This window comes from Ruegeria sp. CF8, assembly GCF_056537285.1.
Window position 1 is genome coordinate 290,990 of record NZ_JBQFRG010000001.1, and the last position, 16,139, is coordinate 307,128.

Annotated in this window: 16 protein-coding genes; 8 read left to right on the forward strand and 8 right to left on the reverse strand. The window is 57.8% G+C overall.

Features of this window, described 5'->3' with window-relative positions:
• Nucleotides 1-10 precede the first annotated feature (10 nt).
• The 4 genes from ACR0EV_RS01420 to ACR0EV_RS01435 all read right to left on the reverse strand — a co-directional run bounded on the left by ACR0EV_RS01420 (nt 11) and on the right by ACR0EV_RS01435 (nt 4,202).
• Nucleotides 11-700 (reverse strand): P-loop NTPase family protein, encoded by a 690-nt coding sequence (locus tag ACR0EV_RS01420; protein WP_480798466.1) that lies wholly within the window; start codon nt 698-700, stop codon nt 11-13.
• Complete coding sequence (locus ACR0EV_RS01425) at nt 701-1,774, reverse strand: AI-2E family transporter (RefSeq protein ID WP_480798467.1); 1,074 nt, start codon at nt 1,772-1,774, stop codon at nt 701-703. It abuts the gene before it with no gap.
• 89 nt (nt 1,775-1,863) lie between these two features.
• The gene (locus tag ACR0EV_RS01430; protein WP_480798468.1) at nt 1,864-2,838 is read right to left on the reverse strand and encodes an isopenicillin N synthase family dioxygenase; all 975 of its coding nucleotides are present in this window, start codon (nt 2,836-2,838) and stop codon (nt 1,864-1,866) included.
• Nucleotides 2,838-4,202: an FAD-dependent oxidoreductase gene (locus tag ACR0EV_RS01435; protein ID WP_480798469.1), complete on the reverse strand. Its 1,365-nt coding sequence runs from the start codon at nt 4,200-4,202 to the stop codon at nt 2,838-2,840. The genes ACR0EV_RS01430 and ACR0EV_RS01435 overlap by 1 nt, the downstream gene beginning before the upstream one ends.
• Before the next feature lie 169 nt (nt 4,203-4,371).
• Here ACR0EV_RS01435 and proS point away from each other — a divergent pair, with 169 nt between their 5' ends.
• Nucleotides 4,372-5,712: a proline--tRNA ligase gene (proS, locus tag ACR0EV_RS01440; RefSeq protein WP_480798470.1), complete on the forward strand. Its 1,341-nt coding sequence runs from the start codon at nt 4,372-4,374 to the stop codon at nt 5,710-5,712.
• Nucleotides 5,713-5,828: 116 nt separating this feature from the next.
• Here the strand turns inward: proS and ACR0EV_RS01445 are convergent, their stop codons facing one another.
• Nucleotides 5,829-6,188, reverse strand: coding sequence for a hypothetical protein (locus tag ACR0EV_RS01445; RefSeq protein ID WP_480798471.1), 360 nt, complete (start codon nt 6,186-6,188; stop codon nt 5,829-5,831).
• Between the two features lie 357 nt (nt 6,189-6,545).
• Between ACR0EV_RS01445 and ACR0EV_RS01450 the strand changes: the two genes are divergently transcribed.
• Together ACR0EV_RS01450 and ACR0EV_RS01455 are read left to right on the forward strand one after the other, a co-directional pair.
• The gene (locus ACR0EV_RS01450) at nt 6,546-7,841 is read left to right on the forward strand and encodes a lipoprotein-releasing ABC transporter permease subunit (RefSeq protein ID WP_480798472.1); all 1,296 of its coding nucleotides are present in this window, start codon (nt 6,546-6,548) and stop codon (nt 7,839-7,841) included.
• Complete coding sequence (locus ACR0EV_RS01455; protein ID WP_480798473.1) at nt 7,834-8,520, forward strand: ABC transporter ATP-binding protein; 687 nt, start codon at nt 7,834-7,836, stop codon at nt 8,518-8,520. The genes ACR0EV_RS01450 and ACR0EV_RS01455 overlap by 8 nt, the downstream gene beginning before the upstream one ends.
• Here the strand turns inward: ACR0EV_RS01455 and ACR0EV_RS01460 are convergent.
• Nucleotides 8,504-8,941 carry a DMT family transporter gene (locus ACR0EV_RS01460; RefSeq protein ID WP_480798474.1) on the reverse strand — a complete coding sequence of 146 codons (438 nt, stop codon included), beginning with the start codon at nt 8,939-8,941 and terminating at the stop codon, nt 8,504-8,506. The two genes, ACR0EV_RS01455 and ACR0EV_RS01460, sit on opposite strands and share 17 nt — an antisense overlap.
• A 93-nt stretch (nt 8,942-9,034) precedes the next feature.
• Here ACR0EV_RS01460 and ACR0EV_RS01465 point away from each other — a divergent pair, with 93 nt between their 5' ends.
• A complete protein-coding gene (locus tag ACR0EV_RS01465; protein ID WP_480798475.1) occupies nt 9,035-9,439 on the forward strand; it encodes a c-type cytochrome in 405 nt (134 codons plus the stop codon).
• On the opposite strand, the gene ACR0EV_RS01470 is transcribed toward ACR0EV_RS01465, so the two are convergent.
• The gene (locus tag ACR0EV_RS01470) at nt 9,430-10,122 is read right to left on the reverse strand and encodes a hypothetical protein (protein WP_480798476.1); all 693 of its coding nucleotides are present in this window, start codon (nt 10,120-10,122) and stop codon (nt 9,430-9,432) included. The two genes, ACR0EV_RS01465 and ACR0EV_RS01470, sit on opposite strands and share 10 nt — an antisense overlap.
• A gap of 42 nt (nt 10,123-10,164) precedes the next feature.
• Nucleotides 10,165-10,827: a DNA-3-methyladenine glycosylase I gene (locus tag ACR0EV_RS01475; RefSeq protein ID WP_480798477.1), complete on the reverse strand. Its 663-nt coding sequence runs from the start codon at nt 10,825-10,827 to the stop codon at nt 10,165-10,167.
• 422 nt (nt 10,828-11,249) lie between these two features.
• Here ACR0EV_RS01475 and ACR0EV_RS01480 point away from each other — a divergent pair, with 422 nt between their 5' ends.
• The 4 genes from ACR0EV_RS01480 to ACR0EV_RS01495 all read left to right on the forward strand — a co-directional run bounded on the left by ACR0EV_RS01480 (nt 11,250) and on the right by ACR0EV_RS01495 (nt 16,131).
• Nucleotides 11,250-12,200, forward strand: coding sequence for an ABC transporter substrate-binding protein (locus ACR0EV_RS01480; RefSeq protein WP_480798478.1), 951 nt, complete (start codon nt 11,250-11,252; stop codon nt 12,198-12,200).
• Between the two features lie 8 nt (nt 12,201-12,208).
• Nucleotides 12,209-13,258 (forward strand): quaternary amine ABC transporter ATP-binding protein, encoded by a 1,050-nt coding sequence (locus ACR0EV_RS01485; RefSeq protein ID WP_480798479.1) that lies wholly within the window; start codon nt 12,209-12,211, stop codon nt 13,256-13,258.
• Nucleotides 13,255-15,321 carry an ABC transporter permease gene (locus tag ACR0EV_RS01490; RefSeq protein WP_480798480.1) on the forward strand — a complete coding sequence of 689 codons (2,067 nt, stop codon included), beginning with the start codon at nt 13,255-13,257 and terminating at the stop codon, nt 15,319-15,321. The genes ACR0EV_RS01485 and ACR0EV_RS01490 overlap by 4 nt, the downstream gene beginning before the upstream one ends.
• A gap of 105 nt (nt 15,322-15,426) precedes the next feature.
• A complete protein-coding gene (locus tag ACR0EV_RS01495) occupies nt 15,427-16,131 on the forward strand; it encodes an NnrU family protein (protein ID WP_480798481.1) in 705 nt (234 codons plus the stop codon).
• Nucleotides 16,132-16,139 lie beyond the last annotated feature (8 nt).

Consider the following 16,139-nt stretch of genomic DNA (forward strand, 5'->3'; position numbering starts at 1 on the left):
AGCTTGCGGGTCAATCACCCGTCTCGATCTCATCCGGGCTTGTGTTCAAAACCCGGACGGCCAATGCGCGTGTGATGTCACGTTTTTCCGCCAATGCCACGTAGTCCAGTTGCTTGACAACATTTGCGGCGGTTTCAAAGCGGCGGTCCATGTGCTTGACGAGATAGGCAATGACCTCGGGGCCAGGATTCAACTGACGGTCCACAAACAGCTTGGCGAGAACCGCACCCAACAACGCATCATCGGGTGGATCCAAGGCGACGTGATGGGCCCCCTCAACGCGGCTTTGCAGGTCTGCCAACGGCAATTCCCAGAACTTCGGCACAAGCCTACCGGTCATCAATAGGGCGTGCCCCTCGGCCAGAACCAGATTGTGCAGGTGAAACAGCGTTTTTTGCTGCTCCAGATCTCCGGCAATCATCGGCACGTCTTCAACTGCAATCGGTTTACGCGCCAGTTCAGGGACGTCGTCATAGCGCAATTCAGAGGCTTGGATGATCCGACCGCCGGTTTCGCCGGCCCAAACATGCGCCAGGTGAGTTTTGCCCGCGCCTGCCGGGCCGCTCAGCACCAGTTTGTTTCCGGGCCAGGACGTGGCCGAGATCATTGCGACGGCCAAAGCATTGGCTGGCGAGACAAAGAAGTCTTCTCGCCCAAGCGCAGTTTTGGCGGGCAGATCAAAGCTGAGTTGTCGGGCCATTTACTCGGTTTCCTGATCCTGGCTTTCAAGACCGGTGTACAGGCGGCTGTCCAGGTAGAGCGAGGTTCCGAACCGGGCCAGAACGCCAAGGGCCGCTGCGACCGGAACGGCAACCAACATCCCGACAAAGCCAAACAGCGCGCCAAAAACCGACAGTGCCAGCAACAGCCAGACCGGGTGAAGCCCAACGGAGTTTCCGACCAGTTTGGGTGTCAGAAAATTGCCCTCGGTCACTTGCCCAATGGCAAAAATACCCGCGATCAGCCCGATATGAGCCCAATCGCCCCAAAACTGGAATAGCGCCAGTCCGATGGCCAGCGTACCACCGATCAAAGCACCCAGATAGGGAATGAACGTGACCAATCCCGCAATAAAGCCGACGATCAGGCCGAATTGCAGACCCGCGAGCATCAGTGCGACCGCATAGTACGTGCCAAGGATCAGACAGACTGTACCCATCCCGCGCACGAAGGAGGCCAGAACGGCATCAATCTCGCCCGCCAAGCGTTTGATGGTCGGGGCGTGATCGCGCGGCAGCAACTCTCCGATCCGGGCGATCATGCGATCCCAGTCCAACAGAAGATAGACTGCAACAACCGGCACGATCACCAGAAGAACCACGATGTTGATGGCGGACCCCAGCGACGTCAGCACCGTTTGCAAAACGTCCCCGGTTTTGGACTTTAGCGTTTCACCAAAAGACACGAGCATCTGGTGCGTGCTGGATTCCCGGTCCAACAGAGAGGGAAACTGTTTTTCTACGAAACCGCGCAATTGCTTGAACAGCTCAGGCATCACGTCCACAAGATCCAGCAACTGGGTGATCAAAGCTGGCACGACCATCAGGATAGCCAGCACAAACCCCAGGATGCCAACAACGGTAATGATTGCCGTGGCCGCCATACGCGACAGGCCAAGCCGTTCAAGCCGATCAGCAACGGGATCAAGAAAATAGGCAATGGCCCCGCCGATCACAAACGGCAGCAGGACATCTCCCAAGGCCCAGAGGATCAACACAAATACAACAGCGGCAACGCCCCAGTATCTCAGCTGATCCTTAACCGGCAATGCCATCACGATCCCCTTTTTCAGGTCATTGATGGTGTTCTTGGCGTATCAAGGCGTGTGATGCAAGCGCTTCATTTGGCCTGAATTTGCGGCCTTTAGTCCTTTAGTGTCCCCAGTTCAGGCGTATCGTCGCCTGCGGTCTCATCAGGCCAGTTGGTGCGCCAGATTTCGGCAGACCAATGCCCGCAATGGACAGCTGGGCGGTCGAAACCCGGCAGCGCAGCCAACAATGGTTCGACGATGACGTCGTGGCGAGGGACGGCGAAGTAAGGGAAAGAGTACCTCTCTTTGCCTGACCGGTTGACCACCCGGTGCGGCGTGGACTTTAACCGGCCGCCAGACCAAAGCTCCAGCATATCGCCGATATTGACGACGAACCCGCCCGGCGGGCAGTTTGGCGTGATCCATCCCCCATTGCGCGTCTGTACTTCAAGTCCGCCCACCGGATCTGGGGCGATGATGGTCAGCGCGTCTGTGTCTTTGTGCGGATGGATACCATAGCCGGCCTCGCCCTCAGCCTGCGGTGGGTAGTGTAGCAGGGTCATGTTGGTCATCGGGTCTTGGAACGCACTGCGCAGCGTGTTTGGCTTCAGGTTCAGACCTGTCTCTAACGCCCCGAGCAAAAGATCGGCGACCCGATCCAGCTGGCTCCAGTAACCCAGAATGATCTCTTTGGCGCCGGGTACTTCGTCCGGCCACAGATTCGGCCCGTACAAAGAACAGACCGAGCGTATCGGGGCATTTGCCGCGACTTCGTGATGCAGCTTGTAGCCTTCGTATTTGTCCGCGTTGCCCGAGCCATCGTTGGGTGTGAAGAACCCCATGGGGATATAGCCGCGATAGTTTTCGCGGGTAATGGCCTGATCCCATTTACGCGCTTCATCGATGGCAAAGATCTCTCGGGTCGCCTGTCTGACTTGATCAACGGTTTCCTGAGTCACGCCTGTCCCGGTGATGGACAGGAACCCGATCCCGGTACAAGCCTCAAGGATGTGCTGCACCGTTGCTTCGTATGCATCGGTTTTCGGTTCGCTCAAAGGCGAGATGTCGATTGTTGGAATGCTGTCCATTAGTGAATCCTAACTCCTTGGCGTTCCAGTTCCGTGTGAACAGGTGCCAAATTCAACTGGTCCAGGTCCTGATTGCTTTTGAGTGAAAGGGCGGCCGCAATGCCTGCACCCTGACCCATGACCGCACAACATGCCATGTTGCGCGTGGCGGCGTGCGCTACCCGATCTGCACCATGCGACCGACCTGCAACCAACAGACCCTTGATTCCCTTTGGTAGCATAGACCGGTAGGGAACCTGCATATAACGCCCCGTGGTTGGCAGGATCAGGATCCCATAGCCGTCGATGAATTCGGGATAGATGCCAATGGTATCTTCAAACCGACCCTGATGGCGGGCGTCGTTTTCGGTCATGTTATACACTGCGTCGATCTTGCGCGTGTCGCGGATGCCAATGGTCATACCGAAGTTCCGGAGCCGCGCGTTTTCACAGCCCGGCATGAACCGGCGCAAAGCGTCGATGGCCAGCATCGACTGGCGGCGGCCCTCGATCTCGCCGCGTGTCAGGCTGTCGGGGTCGGTCCCGTCGATCTCGGCCAAGTGGATGAGGTTCATGTAAGTCAGCTCACCGGTGTCATGCATCGCGCCCCAGGTGCCTGCAATAGTGTTCAGATGCGGCGGGATCAGCCCTTCATCTATGGCTTGCTGAAATGGCTTGTGAACAAAGGGCGAGAACATGTCGTCCTCTTTGCCGCTGGTCTCGATGTTCCATTCACCGCCTCCGCCCCAGTCCTTGTATGTCTGTGGGTCAGCTTTGACGCCCTCCATGAAGGCGCGTTTGTCGACGCCAGCCAGATGGAACATGACCGAGGCGGCCATCATATCCTCGCGCGGCGTCTTGTGGGTCGGAGCACCTGCACGATGGGCTACATCCGCGTCGCCGGTGGCATCAATCACGACCTTGGCCAGAATTGCTTCGCGCCCGGCCTTGGATTCGGTGATGATGCCGGTGATCCGGTCGCCCTCCATGATGGGGGCGACGAACTGACGGTGCAGCATTGGATGCACGCCTGCCTCTTCGACCAGCTTGTCGGCCACCAGCTTGAACCCTTCGCTGTCCAGTTCATAACTCAACGACTGGCTTTCCGGCACCGCCGCGCCCATGTCCTTGGCGCGGGTTTCGAACTCCATCCCGATACCGCCTGCTTCGACGGTTTTTTCGTGGCGGTACCACGCGAACCCCTCGACGCCCACAGCAGTGATGTTGCCGCCCATGCAACCGAAGCGGTCGACCAGAGATACTTCAGCCCCGGCGCGCGCCGCCGCCAGCGCTGCGGCCAGCCCCGCGGGACCAGAGCCAACAACCAACACGTCGGTCTGATGGATGACGGGGATTTGGCGAGCGGGTTCCTGAATAGTTTGCATCGGCGCCTCTTGAGTTTCGCAATTCTGTTACAATTGAAACTCTCGATTGGCGGGTCAATCAAAAAACCGACTGACGCGAAGTCGCAAATCTGCCAATGTTCGATTGCCCCCGGCTGGGCTTTGGAATAATCACCTGTGCAGTCGAATTCTTACCTTTGAAGGTCCATCCATGCGCCTGAGCCGTTACTTTCTGCCCGTTCTCAAGGAAAACCCGTCTGAGGCCCAGATCGTCAGCCACAGGCTGATGCTGCGCGCGGGTATGATCAAGCAAGCCGCCGCCGGGATTTATTCGTGGCTGCCGCTGGGCTTCAAAGTACTGCGCAAGCTGGAAAACATCGTGCACGAGGAACAAGCGCGTGCAGGCCACATCGCGATCCAGATGCCGATCCTGCAATCGGCCGACCTGTGGCGCGAATCCGGGCGCTATGACGACTACGGTCAGGAAATGCTGCGCATGCAGGACCGTCATGGGCGCGACATGTTGTATACGCCCACCGCAGAAGAGCTGGTGACCGATATCTTCCGCGGCCACGTCAACAGCTACAAAGACCTGCCACTGACGCTGTATCAGATCCAGTGGAAGTTCCGCGACGAAATCCGCCCACGCTTTGGCGTGATGCGGGGGCGTGAGTTCTATATGAAGGACGGCTACAATTTCGACCTGACCAAGGAAGATGCGCTGCACGCGTATAACCGCCATCTGGTCAGCTATCTGCGCACTTATGAACGCATGGGCTTGCAGGCGATTCCGATGCGCGCCGATTCTGGCCCGATCGGCGGCGATGACACGCATGAGTTCCTTGTGCTGGCGGATACCGGTGAATCCGAAGTCTTCTATGACAGTGCAGTCACCGACCTGACCTTCGGCGACCGCCAGATCGATTATGACAACCGCGAACAGTGCCAGGCTATTCTGGAAGAGTTCACCTCGAAATACGCGCGCACGGACGAGACGCATGATGAGGCGTTGTTCAACCAAATCCCCGAGGAACGCCGTCGCGTGGCCCGAGGTATTGAGGTTGGTCAGATCTTCTACTTCGGCACCAAGTACTCTGAAGCGATGGGTGCAACGGTTCAGGGTCCTGACGGTAAGTCCGTCCCTGTTCATATGGGCAGCCATGGTATCGGCGTCAGCCGCCTGATCGGCGCGATCATCGAGGCCAGCCATGACGACAAAGGTATCATCTGGCCCGAGGGCGTAACACCGTTCCACTGCGGAATTGTGAACCTGAAGCAGGGTGATGAAGAAGCAGATGCGGCCTGCGACAAGATCTATGCGGCGTTGACCGCCTTGGGTCTGGAGCCTTTGTACGATGATCGCAACGAACGGGCAGGGGGCAAGTTTGCAACCATGGACCTGATTGGTTTGCCCTGGCGTATCACCGTCGGCCCACGTGGTCTGAAGAATGGTGTGGTTGAACTGACCTGCCGCCGCACAGGTGAAAGCGAAGAGCTGAGCCCGGAAGCGGCAGTCACCAAAGTTGCAGAAATCTATGCGAAGATCGCCTGATCGCAATCTTCAGGTGCACAATTAACAGTCACCGTGAACTCGTTAGAACAAACTAGGCGGCCAGCATTTTGGTCTGGCCGTCAACCGCGGCCAACTCAGGTTGCCTGGCTTTGATCTCAGTCCTGGTCTGCCGTTGGGCGCTCTGCCAGAACGTCGCCATTGGCGCCGTCGCCGCGCGCGACCACAATCGGTCGACCCAGACGGCTGACCAGTTCGCGAAACTCAAGACCCAGAAACCGCAGCCCGCAAACGCGTGCGTCGGTCGTCCGATCCGTGATGCACAAACGTCCCTGACGGAACGCCAGCCGGTATCCTTTTTCTTTGAGGATATCAGCCAGATTGCTCCAGCTTGCCGCGCTGACAAAGATTGGCCGAATGGCCGCGCGCAGCAGTGCCGCAGTCTCGCAATCCAGTTCTGTTGAAGCCTTGCGGGTCGGAATTGCGCCCGCGCCATTGGTAGAGATTTGAAAATTCATTGAGCGACCCCCGCTCTTTAAATGTGTTCCCCCGTAGTTAGGGTGACAAAGTTTCTGAAAATAATCAAAAAGAGTAATAAAATTTCGCCCTCATTGTTGCCTTTTCGATTCACAGACTCACAAAGTGCGATGATTAACTTCATAACTGAAACAATATCACCTTGTCTGTGAAGGGCTTCACAACTCACGGTGTAGCACGGCGTTTTGAAGTCATCCGTTTCGCCGCGACTTGTCCCCGGCGACCCGAATCACTGCTGCGCATTCAGGTTCAGGAACCGAGTCTTGGTGACTACCGGCTTGACCATCTGGTGAAATGCCGAAACTGTCGCCGCAAACAAGAAACAGCCCGGAGCAGGCATGGCCAACACACCCCCGCCCTTTGCCCCTTTTGAATGGAAGATAGCATGGCGTTACCTAAGGGCCCGCAGGGCCGAAGGTGGTGTCAGCGTCATGACGTGGATTTCACTGATCGGGATCACCCTCGCCGTGTTTGCTCTGATCGCGACATTGTCGGTCCGGTCTGGTTTCCGTTCGGAATTTGTGGGCACCATTCTGGGGGCCAACGCACATGTAACGGTTTTTTCTTCAGGTGAAATCGACGCGCAGGGTCGGCTCGACAGAACGATAGCCGATTACGAAGACCGCTCGGCCCGGATCGCGGAGGTGCCCGGTGTTGAAAGAACAGCACCTTTGGTCAAAGGACAGGTGTTGATCACCAATCGTGATCGCAGTAGCGGGGTTGAGGTGTTTGGCATCCGTCCTGACGATCTGCGCGACCTGCCGGGTATTGCGCAGGCGGAACAGTCTGCAGGCGATCTGACTGAGTTTCAGAGCGGTGAAGATGTCATTGCCATTGGATCCGGCGTGGCGCGTAGCATCGGTGCCACCGTGGGGGATGTTATCAAACTGACCTCGCCCAATGGTGTCAAAACTGCCTTTGGCACCTCGCCGCGTGTGAACGCGTATCGCGTCGTTTATGTGTTCTCGGCAGGTCGTTATGATATCGACCGCACCCGCGTGTATATGCCGTTCTCGCAGGCCCAGAGTTTTTTCAACCGCGAAGGTGTTGCAGATGAGATTGAGGTGATGGTGGAAAAGCCTGAAGAACTGGGCCCGATCCTGATCTCGATTCTCGAAGCCTCGGGCGAACGCAGTCAGATATGGACTTGGCAGGACGCCTCGGGGGGCTTTCTGCGGGCATTGGAAGTTGAAGACAACGTGATGTTCATCATTTTGTCGATCCTAGTCCTGATCGCTGCGATGAATATTGTTTCGGGCCTGATCATGCTGGTCAAAAACAAGGGGCGCGATATTGGCATCCTGCGGACCATTGGCCTTAGCGAAGGGTCGGTTCTGCGTGTCTTTTTCATTTGCGGGGCGTTCACCGGCCTGATCGGGACTGCGATGGGAGTCATTCTGGGATGCCTCTTTGCGATCTATATCGATCCGATCTTTTCTTTCGTGAATTATGTGATGGGCGGCGGCGTCTGGGATCCGTCGATCCGCGGCATTTATGCTTTGCCGGCCGAGTTGCACCTGAGCGACGTTCTCAAGGCAATTGGCCTGTCGCTTGGCCTGTCCTTCATCGTCACCTATTTTCCAGCGCGCCGTGCGGCGCGTCTGAACCCGGTTGAGGCGTTGCGCTATGAATGATGTCACATTGCGTCTGAATGGCCTGACCAAGACTTATCTCAAGGGCACACCGGGCGAAGTACAGGTTCTGCGCGGCGTCGATCTGGATCTGCGCGCGGGTGAGGCCGTGGCGATGGTTGCCCCGTCCGGTGCGGGCAAATCAACGTTACTTCACATTGCTGGACTGTTGGATATGCCCGACGAAGGTTCGGTCGAAATTGCCGGGCAGAGCGTGGCTGGCAAGGGCGACCGAACCAGAACAGCGTTGCGACGGCAGGATGTCGGGTTCGTCTATCAGTTCCATCATTTGCTGCCTGAGTTCACAGCGCTTGAAAACGTCACTCTGCCGCAACTGGCGAACGGCATTTCCGAAAAAGCGGCGCAAAAGCGGGCCATGGACCTTCTGGACCGGGTGGGTGTTGCCCCACGCGCCAGCCATCGCCCAGCGGCACTGTCGGGAGGTGAACAACAGCGGGTTGCATTTTGCCGGGCGCTGGCCAACAAACCGCGCGTTTTGCTGGCGGATGAGCCAACCGGAAATCTGGACCCCGAAACCTCGGATCAGGTGTTTGATGCGCTGATGTCACTGGTCCGGGACGAGGGGTTGTCGGCCTTGATTGCGACGCACAACCTTGAACTGGCGGCGCGTATGGATCGGACGGTTAGACTTGAGGCTGGGGTGCTCAGGCCAGTTGAGTGATCGCAACACCAACGGCCATTACGGCGATACCCCCGGCCCGCATCCACGTCAGCGGCGTGATCTGAGCACCAAACAGGCCGAAATGGTCAATAGCCGCCGTGCTGATCAATTGACCCAGCAGAACAAAGAATACCGCGTTGCCGACCCCGAAATGCGGGGCGACGTGGGTGATCGACAGAACGTAGAACGCGATCAGCACGCCTGCCAGCAGCAGATGTTTCGGGGCCGCAGTGACCTTGGATAGCGCTTCGAACCCCGGGAACAGCAGCATCACAAGCGCTGACGCGGCAAAAGCGATTGCGAACAGGATCACGGCAGCAGTGGTTGGCGATCCGATCAGCTTGCCAAGGGCCGCGTTCAAAGCGGCCAGAATTGGCACTCCGATCCCGGCTGCCAGCATTATGGCTGCGTATTGTGTCATGTCCTGCATCCTCCCGCCTGCGTTGATCTGGATCATTGCGCCAAGGCGCCCACCGGGCAACCCTGCAAATGTCTATCGTGGCAGGAGGATACGATGTTCAAAGCAAAACTTGGTGTGCTGGTTTTTTCAATTTCGCTCGCCACCTCTCAGGCGGTTTTTGCGCAAGACGCCAAGACCGGTGAGGAGCTTTACATGCACTATTGTGCAACCTGCCACGGGATCGATGCGACCGGGCAGGGGCCGATGGCCAGCGTGCTGGTCGTGCAGCCAAGTGATTTGACCAGCTTGTCTGGCGAAGACGGTGTATTCCCAACCGCTCGTGTGGTTGCTCGAATCGATGGGCGTGACCCGTTGGTCAGTCACGGCAGCCCGATGCCGGTTTATGGTCCGTATTTCGACGGACAGGACACATCTATGAAAACGCCGCAGGGTCAGCCGATCCTGACAAGCCAACCTATTGTGGATCTGGTGGCCTATCTGGAAACGCTTCAGGACTGACTGCAAATCCCATCTACTTCGGCCTCGCTCCAAGGCAGTAGTACCGCCCGTTCACGCCCTTTTTCCGGCAATGGGGACAGGTCGAAATGTGCACCCAGCATAGTGTGGAGCCTTGCTGTGCGCTCGGCCTGAGGGTCCAGCGCGCGGCAACACACGTATTCTTCGACAATCGCGCCCTGCTGTTCGAAGCCATAGGACAAAAAGTCAGGTGAGGTATCCAGATCGAACAAATACGGATCCCGTCTTCCGCCGTGTTCTGCTGCGGCCCGCAAGGGGTGATAGCCGGTGGTTGCACGATTCTGCCATTGCCAGACATGGGTCAGTTCATGCGCTAGCAGCATCGCGGCGATTAGGTTCATCTGATCGGGGAAGTCGGTCATATAGTCTTCCAGATACCAGTCGCGCGCAAAATAGACCTTGTTGAAAAGGGCGACTGCAGCGGGTTTGCCGGTGACAAGCCCCGCTTCGACAGGCGGTAGGATGCGTTCGCGGCATGCCAAACGTGGGCGTTCTTCCCTGAAATACGTCACCGGAGCAACTGGTGCGCCTTCGACCAGACGTACGTTGTCGAGGTTCAGTGTTTCGCCTTGAATACTTTCTGCAAACACGCGCTCTGGTTCGGTCAGCGGGCGGCCGCAAGACGATAGAAATAAGAAAGTAACTAGAAATAAGCGCAGAAACATAGGAAGAATCCTAGTCTGCTGCGCCCGTTCAGCAAACCGTTTTCACAGGCTCATAGCCAGAACCCGGCTTATTTCTGTCAAGGACCGTCCGGACTGGTCCATCCAGGTGTTAAAGGCCTGCTGAACTGCAAGCATCGCTTTCTTGGATGAGACGGGTTTATCGATCACGCCCTCGGCGATCAATCGGGCGGTAACGTCCTGGGACAGAATGAAACTGTCGCGTCCAATGAACCGCATAGCATATTGTGCCGACGCCCCGCCCAGACGCGAACCGCGCTTGGCCAACAGTGCAAGCAAGCTGATATAGTCTTGCGAAGGCCAGCCACCCAGCACTTTGCCGGCGCCGCCTTCTTCACGCAATTCCATTAGAAACACAGCGTTGTCCCGCACCGTCGAAATCTTGGTGCCGTTGCGTACGATTCGCGTATCTTGCAACAACGCATCGAATTTTTCGTCGTCCATAAAGGCACATCGCCCCACGTCAAAACCGTCAAACGCGGCTTCGAAACCATCCCATTTGTTTTCGATGACCTTCCAGTTGAACCCGGCCTGAAAAACGCATTTCGTTATGATGGCCAGCCAACGATCTTCTGGTAGGGCTGCCAGTTCATCTGGGCTTTTGGGCTTGTACAGCATTGCGTGCAAAGCATCTGTACCGCCGTGCCGTTCAGCAGCAATTTCGAAGATTTCGTCGAACGCGCGCATATACCAAGCCTTAGATATTACCTCTTGAGTGTTTACCTTTTGTTCCATCATTGCAATCAAAAAGTAAAGTCACCACTGTCTGGCGATACAGTGACCAGTTTTTTAGTCGGGTAAGAAAAAGTACGGTCTTTTTCAAAGAAATTCTCGACAAGCGGTCGAAAGTTGGTTTCTGATTGACTCGTCAGTCAATGTCCCGCGCCGTAGTCTGTGGGGCTACGGCAGGCCGGGTTGAGTGCGGTCGTCGCGCTCGGGGGAAGCGCAAGTGATTTGGCAGAGGAGCCTTTCTGGCTTTTATTGTCGCGACACTTTCCTTTTCCGGCAAAATTTGTGCATGTTGCGACATGGTATTGTCATCAACCAAATATACCGGCGGGATGATCCTCGCCGGGGTGGGCAAAACAAAAAAGACAGGGAGAAAGTCCATGAAAAAACTAAGCGTAAGCCTAATGGCTCTGAGCGTCGCGGGCGCGGTGCAAGCTGCGGATATGGGCGCCGTGGACGAGCCGATCAAGCTGGCGATCAACGAATGGACCGGCCAGCACGTGACCACTCATGTGGCAGGTGAGATGCTCAAGGCCGCAGGGTACAACGTCGAATACGTGACGGCTGGCATGATGAACCAATTCCAGGCTCTGGCTGACGGTGATATCGACGCGACACTGGAAATCTGGTCGTCCAACGTGTCGGACGAGTATGCCAAGAAGGTTGACGAAGGAACCGTGGTCGAAATCGGCGATCTGGGTCTGGATGCCAAAGAAGGCATCGCATACCCCGCGCATGTCGCTGATCTGTGCCCAGGGCTGCCCGCATGGGAAGCGTTGAAAGATTGCGCGCAGGTGTTTGCGACGGCAGAAACTTTGCCTGGTGGCCGTCTGGTCGACTATCCAGCTGATTGGGGCACACCCGGCGCGGACCGCATGACCGGTCTGGAACTGCCGTTCAAAGCCGTACCAGCGGGGTCCGAGGGTGCTCTGATCGCCGAGCTGCGCGCCTCGACCGAGCGTAAATCGCCGCTGCTGATCACTTTCTGGCAACCGCACTGGGCGATGTCGGCCTATGATGTTCAGTTCGTCGACCTGCCTGCGGGCGAAGAAGCGTGCTTTAACGATCCGGCCTGGGGCCCGAATCCCAATGCGGTCAACGATTGCGACTTCTCGCCGTCCCGCATCTTCAAAGCCAGCTGGAGCGGCATGGAAGACAAATGGCCCGCCGCTTATGAAATCCTGTCCAACTACCAACTGGCGGTCGAAGACCAGCAGCCAATGATGGGCGCGATCGACGTTGATGGTGGTTCGGTTGAAGAAGTTGTCGCCGCATGGATGGCCGAAAACGAAGGCAAGTGGCGTCCGGTTGTTGACGCAGCGACGCAGTGAGCACGTAAGTGACTGACGCGACTATGCCAGCCATTGCCTGCCAGAACCTCTGGCAGGTTTTTGGCCCCGGCGCTGAAAAGGCCCTGACCGACGCGCTGTCTCGGTCAGGGAATGACGCTGATAAGGCCGCCTCCGATCTGCGGGAAAACGGATTCATACCGGCGGTGCAGGATGCCAATTTCGAGGTCAAAGAAGGCGAGCTGTTCGTCATCATGGGCCTTTCGGGGTCGGGCAAGTCGACGCTGATCCGCTGTATCTCGCAACTGCTGCCCGGCACGGGTGGCGAGATTCGGGTGGACGGTGCGAATGTCATCGGAGCCTCAAAGAAGGCCCTGACCGAACTGCGCCGCAAAAAGCTGGGCATGGTGTTCCAGCACTTTGGTCTGTTCCCGCACATGACCGTCGCCGAAAACGTGGCCTATCCGCTGCGCGTGCAGGGTGTGAGCAAAAAGGAACGGCTAGCGCGGGCGCAGGAAGTGATCTCACTTGTCGGTCTGGAAGGGCGAGAAGACAGTTTTCCCCGCCAGCTTTCCGGGGGTCAGCGTCAGCGTGTGGGAATTGCGCGGTCCTTGGCCGTGAACCCCGATATCTGGTTTCTGGACGAGCCGTTTTCGGCCCTCGACCCGCTGATCCGTCGCCAGTTGCAGGACGAGTTCCTGCGCATTCAGGCGACGTTGAAGAAATCCATCGTTTTCATCACCCACGATATTCAAGAGGCGCTGAAACTGGCCGATCGCATCGCGATCATGCGCGACGGCAAGATCGTTCAGATCGGAACGCCGACGGATATCGTGCTGCGGCCTGTAGACGACTACGTCCGAGAGTTTTCAAAAGACGTGGCCAAGGGTCAGCACGCCAAGGTCGCTTCGGTCATGCGGAGCGAGGCGGAATATGGCCCGGACGATCCCGGCCTGACCACTTCGATGACGCTGGATGCCGCCCTTGCACATTGCATGGAACTGTACGAGCCCGTGCCGGTGCGGGATGCCAGCGGCAATGTCGTTGGCACGGTTCATCCCTCTGATCTGGCCGCCGCATTGCAGGTGGACGAAACATGACCGCTGTCACTGATCTTCCGACGCAACACAGCGTGCACCTGACGGCGGGTGCGAAGGCTGCTTTGATCACGGTCATCGTCGGTGCGGTTTGCCTTGCGCTTGAGGGCATCGCCCCGTGGCTGGTCAAATGGCCTGCCGTATGGGAACTGCCTGCAACCCAATGGGTTGGGGCGTTTCTTGATTGGTTTCTCAACCTGATTAAACCGGCGATGCGGCTGTTCTCGGACATGATGACCTATCCAATGAACTGGGCGAATTTCGTGCTGGGCAATACGCCATGGCCCATCCTGATCGGGATTGTGACCGCGTTGGGGTGGTATCTGAGCGGCTTGCCCATGGCGGCGTTGGGCTTTCTGGGACTCAGTTTCGTTTTGGCATCCGGTTATTGGGCTGAAAGCATGAATACGCTGGCCCTTGTCGCAGTATCCGTCCCGGTGGCACTTATTTTGGGCGGTGGTATCGGCATCCTTGCCAATGAAGTGCCGAGGGTTAAAACCTTTGTTCAGGCCGTTCTGGATGTGATGCAGACGGTACCGACCTTTGCGTATCTGACACCGCTTTTGCTGCTGTTCGGCTTTGGGCCTGTTGTTGGCCTGATCGCTTCGGCCATCTACGCCGCGCCGCCGATGGCGCGCAATGTGATGTTGGGGCTGGAGCGGGTCGAGCCCGAGATCAAAGAAGCTGCCATCATGTCTGGTGGCACCCGGTTCCAGCAATTGTTTCAGGTCGAAATCCCTGCTGCCACAACGCAGATCATGGTCGGTGTGAACCAATGTCTAATGGCCGCTCTGTCGATGGTCATCATTGCCGCCGTCATCGGAGGTTTCAACGACATCGGCTGGGAAGTTCTGCTGACCATGCGCAAGGCGCAGTTTGGTGAATCGCTGATGGCGGGTCTGGTCATCGTGGTTTTTGCCGTGGTGATCGACCGGATGAGCGGCACGCTGGCAACCGAGCGCAAACGCTATGACAGCCGCGTTGTCTGGGCCATGCTGGGCTTTGCTGTTGTCTTCACGGCCGCCTTCTGGGCGTGGCTGCCGAACCCGTCCGAACTGACTCTGCTGGACCCTTTGGCCGAAGCCGTTGACAGCGGCCTGACAGCGTTTACGCAAAACAATGGCCCGTGGCTGGATGCGCTTAAGAACAATTCGCTGTTCTATGTGCTGCTGCCTTTGCGGATCGGGCTGGATCAAGCAGTTCTGCCTTTCACCTGGGGCTTTCAATGGACAGCGGGTATGAGCTACGGCCTGTTCACCGTTGGTGCCGTGATTGCCCTGCTGATGGCGTGGCGTGGGCGGCTGACGGGCGGCCTGATCGTTTTGATCCTGATCGGAATGCTGGAAACCGGCATCGCCAACCTGCCGTGGCCCTTTGTCCTGACCGGCGCTGCCGCGCTGGGCTGGGTCGCAGGCGGGTGGCGCCTGGCGGCGCTCTGTGTGGGGCTGCTGTGCACCATCCTGGTTTCGGGCCTGTGGGAAAGGGCGCTGCTGTCACTGTATCTCAGCGGCGCGGCAGTGTTTTCCTGTGCAGTCGTCGGCGGGCTGATCGGCCTGGCCAGCGCGGTGTGGGAGCCGGTGTGGAAAGTGGTCCGCCCGATCTGCGACATGCTGCAGACGATCCCGCTGTTCGTGTTCCTGATCCCGGTTCTGATGGTGTTTCAGATCGGCGAGTTCTCGGCCTTCCTTGCAATCTGTGCCTACGCGATTGTCCCGATGATCCGCTACACCCGTCACGGGCTGGTCAATACGCCTGACGAGATGATGGAGGCTGCGATCTCAAGCGGCGCGACCGAGTGGCAGATCATGCGCGATGTCCGTGCGCCTTATGCCGCGCCGACGATCCTGCTGGGGCTGAACCAGACCATCCTTTACGCCTTCGCCATGCTGGTTATCGCGGCGCTGATCGGCACCACCGGTCTGGGTCAGTCGATCTATCTGGCGCTGGGTCAGGCAGATGTGGGGCTTGGTATCTCGGCGGGTGCGGCGATGGCGATTCTGGCACTGATCGCCGACCGCATCGTTCAGGGCTTTGCTGAAGAGCGCCGCGCGGCGCTTGGGCTGTAAAGCAGGACAGGGGTGGTTCATCTGCCCCTGATCCTAACTTGATTTCGGACAAGGAAGCCGCTGCCATTCTGATCTAGACCGATCCCAATACATTCGGAGATCACCATGACCGGTTGGGTCTTATTCCTTGCAGCGCTCATCACTTTCCTTCTTAGCCACGCGATTCCCGTGCGACCTGCCGTGCGTGGGTGGCTGATCGGAACGTTGGGACATCGCGGATATTTTGCGGGGTATTCCATCCTGTCGCTCGCTGTGCTGGCCTGGCTGATCATTGCTGCGGCGAACGCACCGTATGTGGAGGTCATTCCACCATTTGCAGCCTTGCGTTGGGTGCCGATTCTGATCATGCCGGTTGTTTGCTGGCTGGCTGTTACTGGGTTGGCCATCCAAAACCCGTTTTCTTTCGGTGGGTTGGGCAACCGCCCCTTTGACCCTGAGCAGCCAGGTATCCTGCGCACAACGCGCCACCCGATCCTTGCCGCGCTGATGTTGTGGGCGGTGGCGCATCTTGTGGCCAATGGCAGTCTCTCCCACGTGATTCTGTTCGGGCTGTTCGCGGGGTTTGCGGCAATGGGCATGGCCTTGATCGACCGGCGCAAATCCCGCGAAATGGGCTTTGAATGGGTCCGCCTGTCACGAAACACAGCACGGCTTTCACTCCGCGCACCGCGCCCCTTGCCGCGCCCCTGGGCCTGGCTGACCGCGCTTGTCGTATACGCGGTTCTCCTTCACCTGCACGCACCTGTGATCGGCCTGTCTCCGCTTCCATGGCTGTGGGAGTGGTCGGACACGCTCGGGCGTGCTATTTGACTCTTCGC

Excerpts from the sequence above, each read along its gene's own strand:
- ACR0EV_RS01420 (WP_480798466.1), bottom strand. The coding sequence starts at position 700 with ATGGCCCGACAACTCAGCTTTGATCTGCCCGCCAAAACTGCGCTTGGG.
- ACR0EV_RS01425 (WP_480798467.1), bottom strand. The coding sequence starts at position 1,774 with ATGGCATTGCCGGTTAAGGATCAGCTGAGATACTGGGGCGTTGCCGCT.
- ACR0EV_RS01430 (WP_480798468.1), bottom strand. The coding sequence starts at position 2,838 with ATGGACAGCATTCCAACAATCGACATCTCGCCTTTGAGCGAACCGAAA.
- ACR0EV_RS01435 (WP_480798469.1), bottom strand. The coding sequence starts at position 4,202 with ATGCAAACTATTCAGGAACCCGCTCGCCAAATCCCCGTCATCCATCAG.
- proS (WP_480798470.1), top strand. The coding sequence starts at position 4,372 with ATGCGCCTGAGCCGTTACTTTCTGCCCGTTCTCAAGGAAAACCCGTCT.
- ACR0EV_RS01445 (WP_480798471.1), bottom strand. The coding sequence starts at position 6,188 with ATGAATTTTCAAATCTCTACCAATGGCGCGGGCGCAATTCCGACCCGC.
- ACR0EV_RS01450 (WP_480798472.1), top strand. The coding sequence starts at position 6,546 with ATGGCCAACACACCCCCGCCCTTTGCCCCTTTTGAATGGAAGATAGCA.
- ACR0EV_RS01455 (WP_480798473.1), top strand. The coding sequence starts at position 7,834 with ATGAATGATGTCACATTGCGTCTGAATGGCCTGACCAAGACTTATCTC.
- ACR0EV_RS01460 (WP_480798474.1), bottom strand. The coding sequence starts at position 8,941 with ATGACACAATACGCAGCCATAATGCTGGCAGCCGGGATCGGAGTGCCA.
- ACR0EV_RS01465 (WP_480798475.1), top strand. The coding sequence starts at position 9,035 with ATGTTCAAAGCAAAACTTGGTGTGCTGGTTTTTTCAATTTCGCTCGCC.
- ACR0EV_RS01470 (WP_480798476.1), bottom strand. The coding sequence starts at position 10,122 with ATGTTTCTGCGCTTATTTCTAGTTACTTTCTTATTTCTATCGTCTTGC.
- ACR0EV_RS01475 (WP_480798477.1), bottom strand. The coding sequence starts at position 10,827 with ATGCGCGCGTTCGACGAAATCTTCGAAATTGCTGCTGAACGGCACGGC.
- ACR0EV_RS01480 (WP_480798478.1), top strand. The coding sequence starts at position 11,250 with ATGAAAAAACTAAGCGTAAGCCTAATGGCTCTGAGCGTCGCGGGCGCG.
- ACR0EV_RS01490 (WP_480798480.1), top strand. The coding sequence starts at position 13,255 with ATGACCGCTGTCACTGATCTTCCGACGCAACACAGCGTGCACCTGACG.
- ACR0EV_RS01495 (WP_480798481.1), top strand. The coding sequence starts at position 15,427 with ATGACCGGTTGGGTCTTATTCCTTGCAGCGCTCATCACTTTCCTTCTT.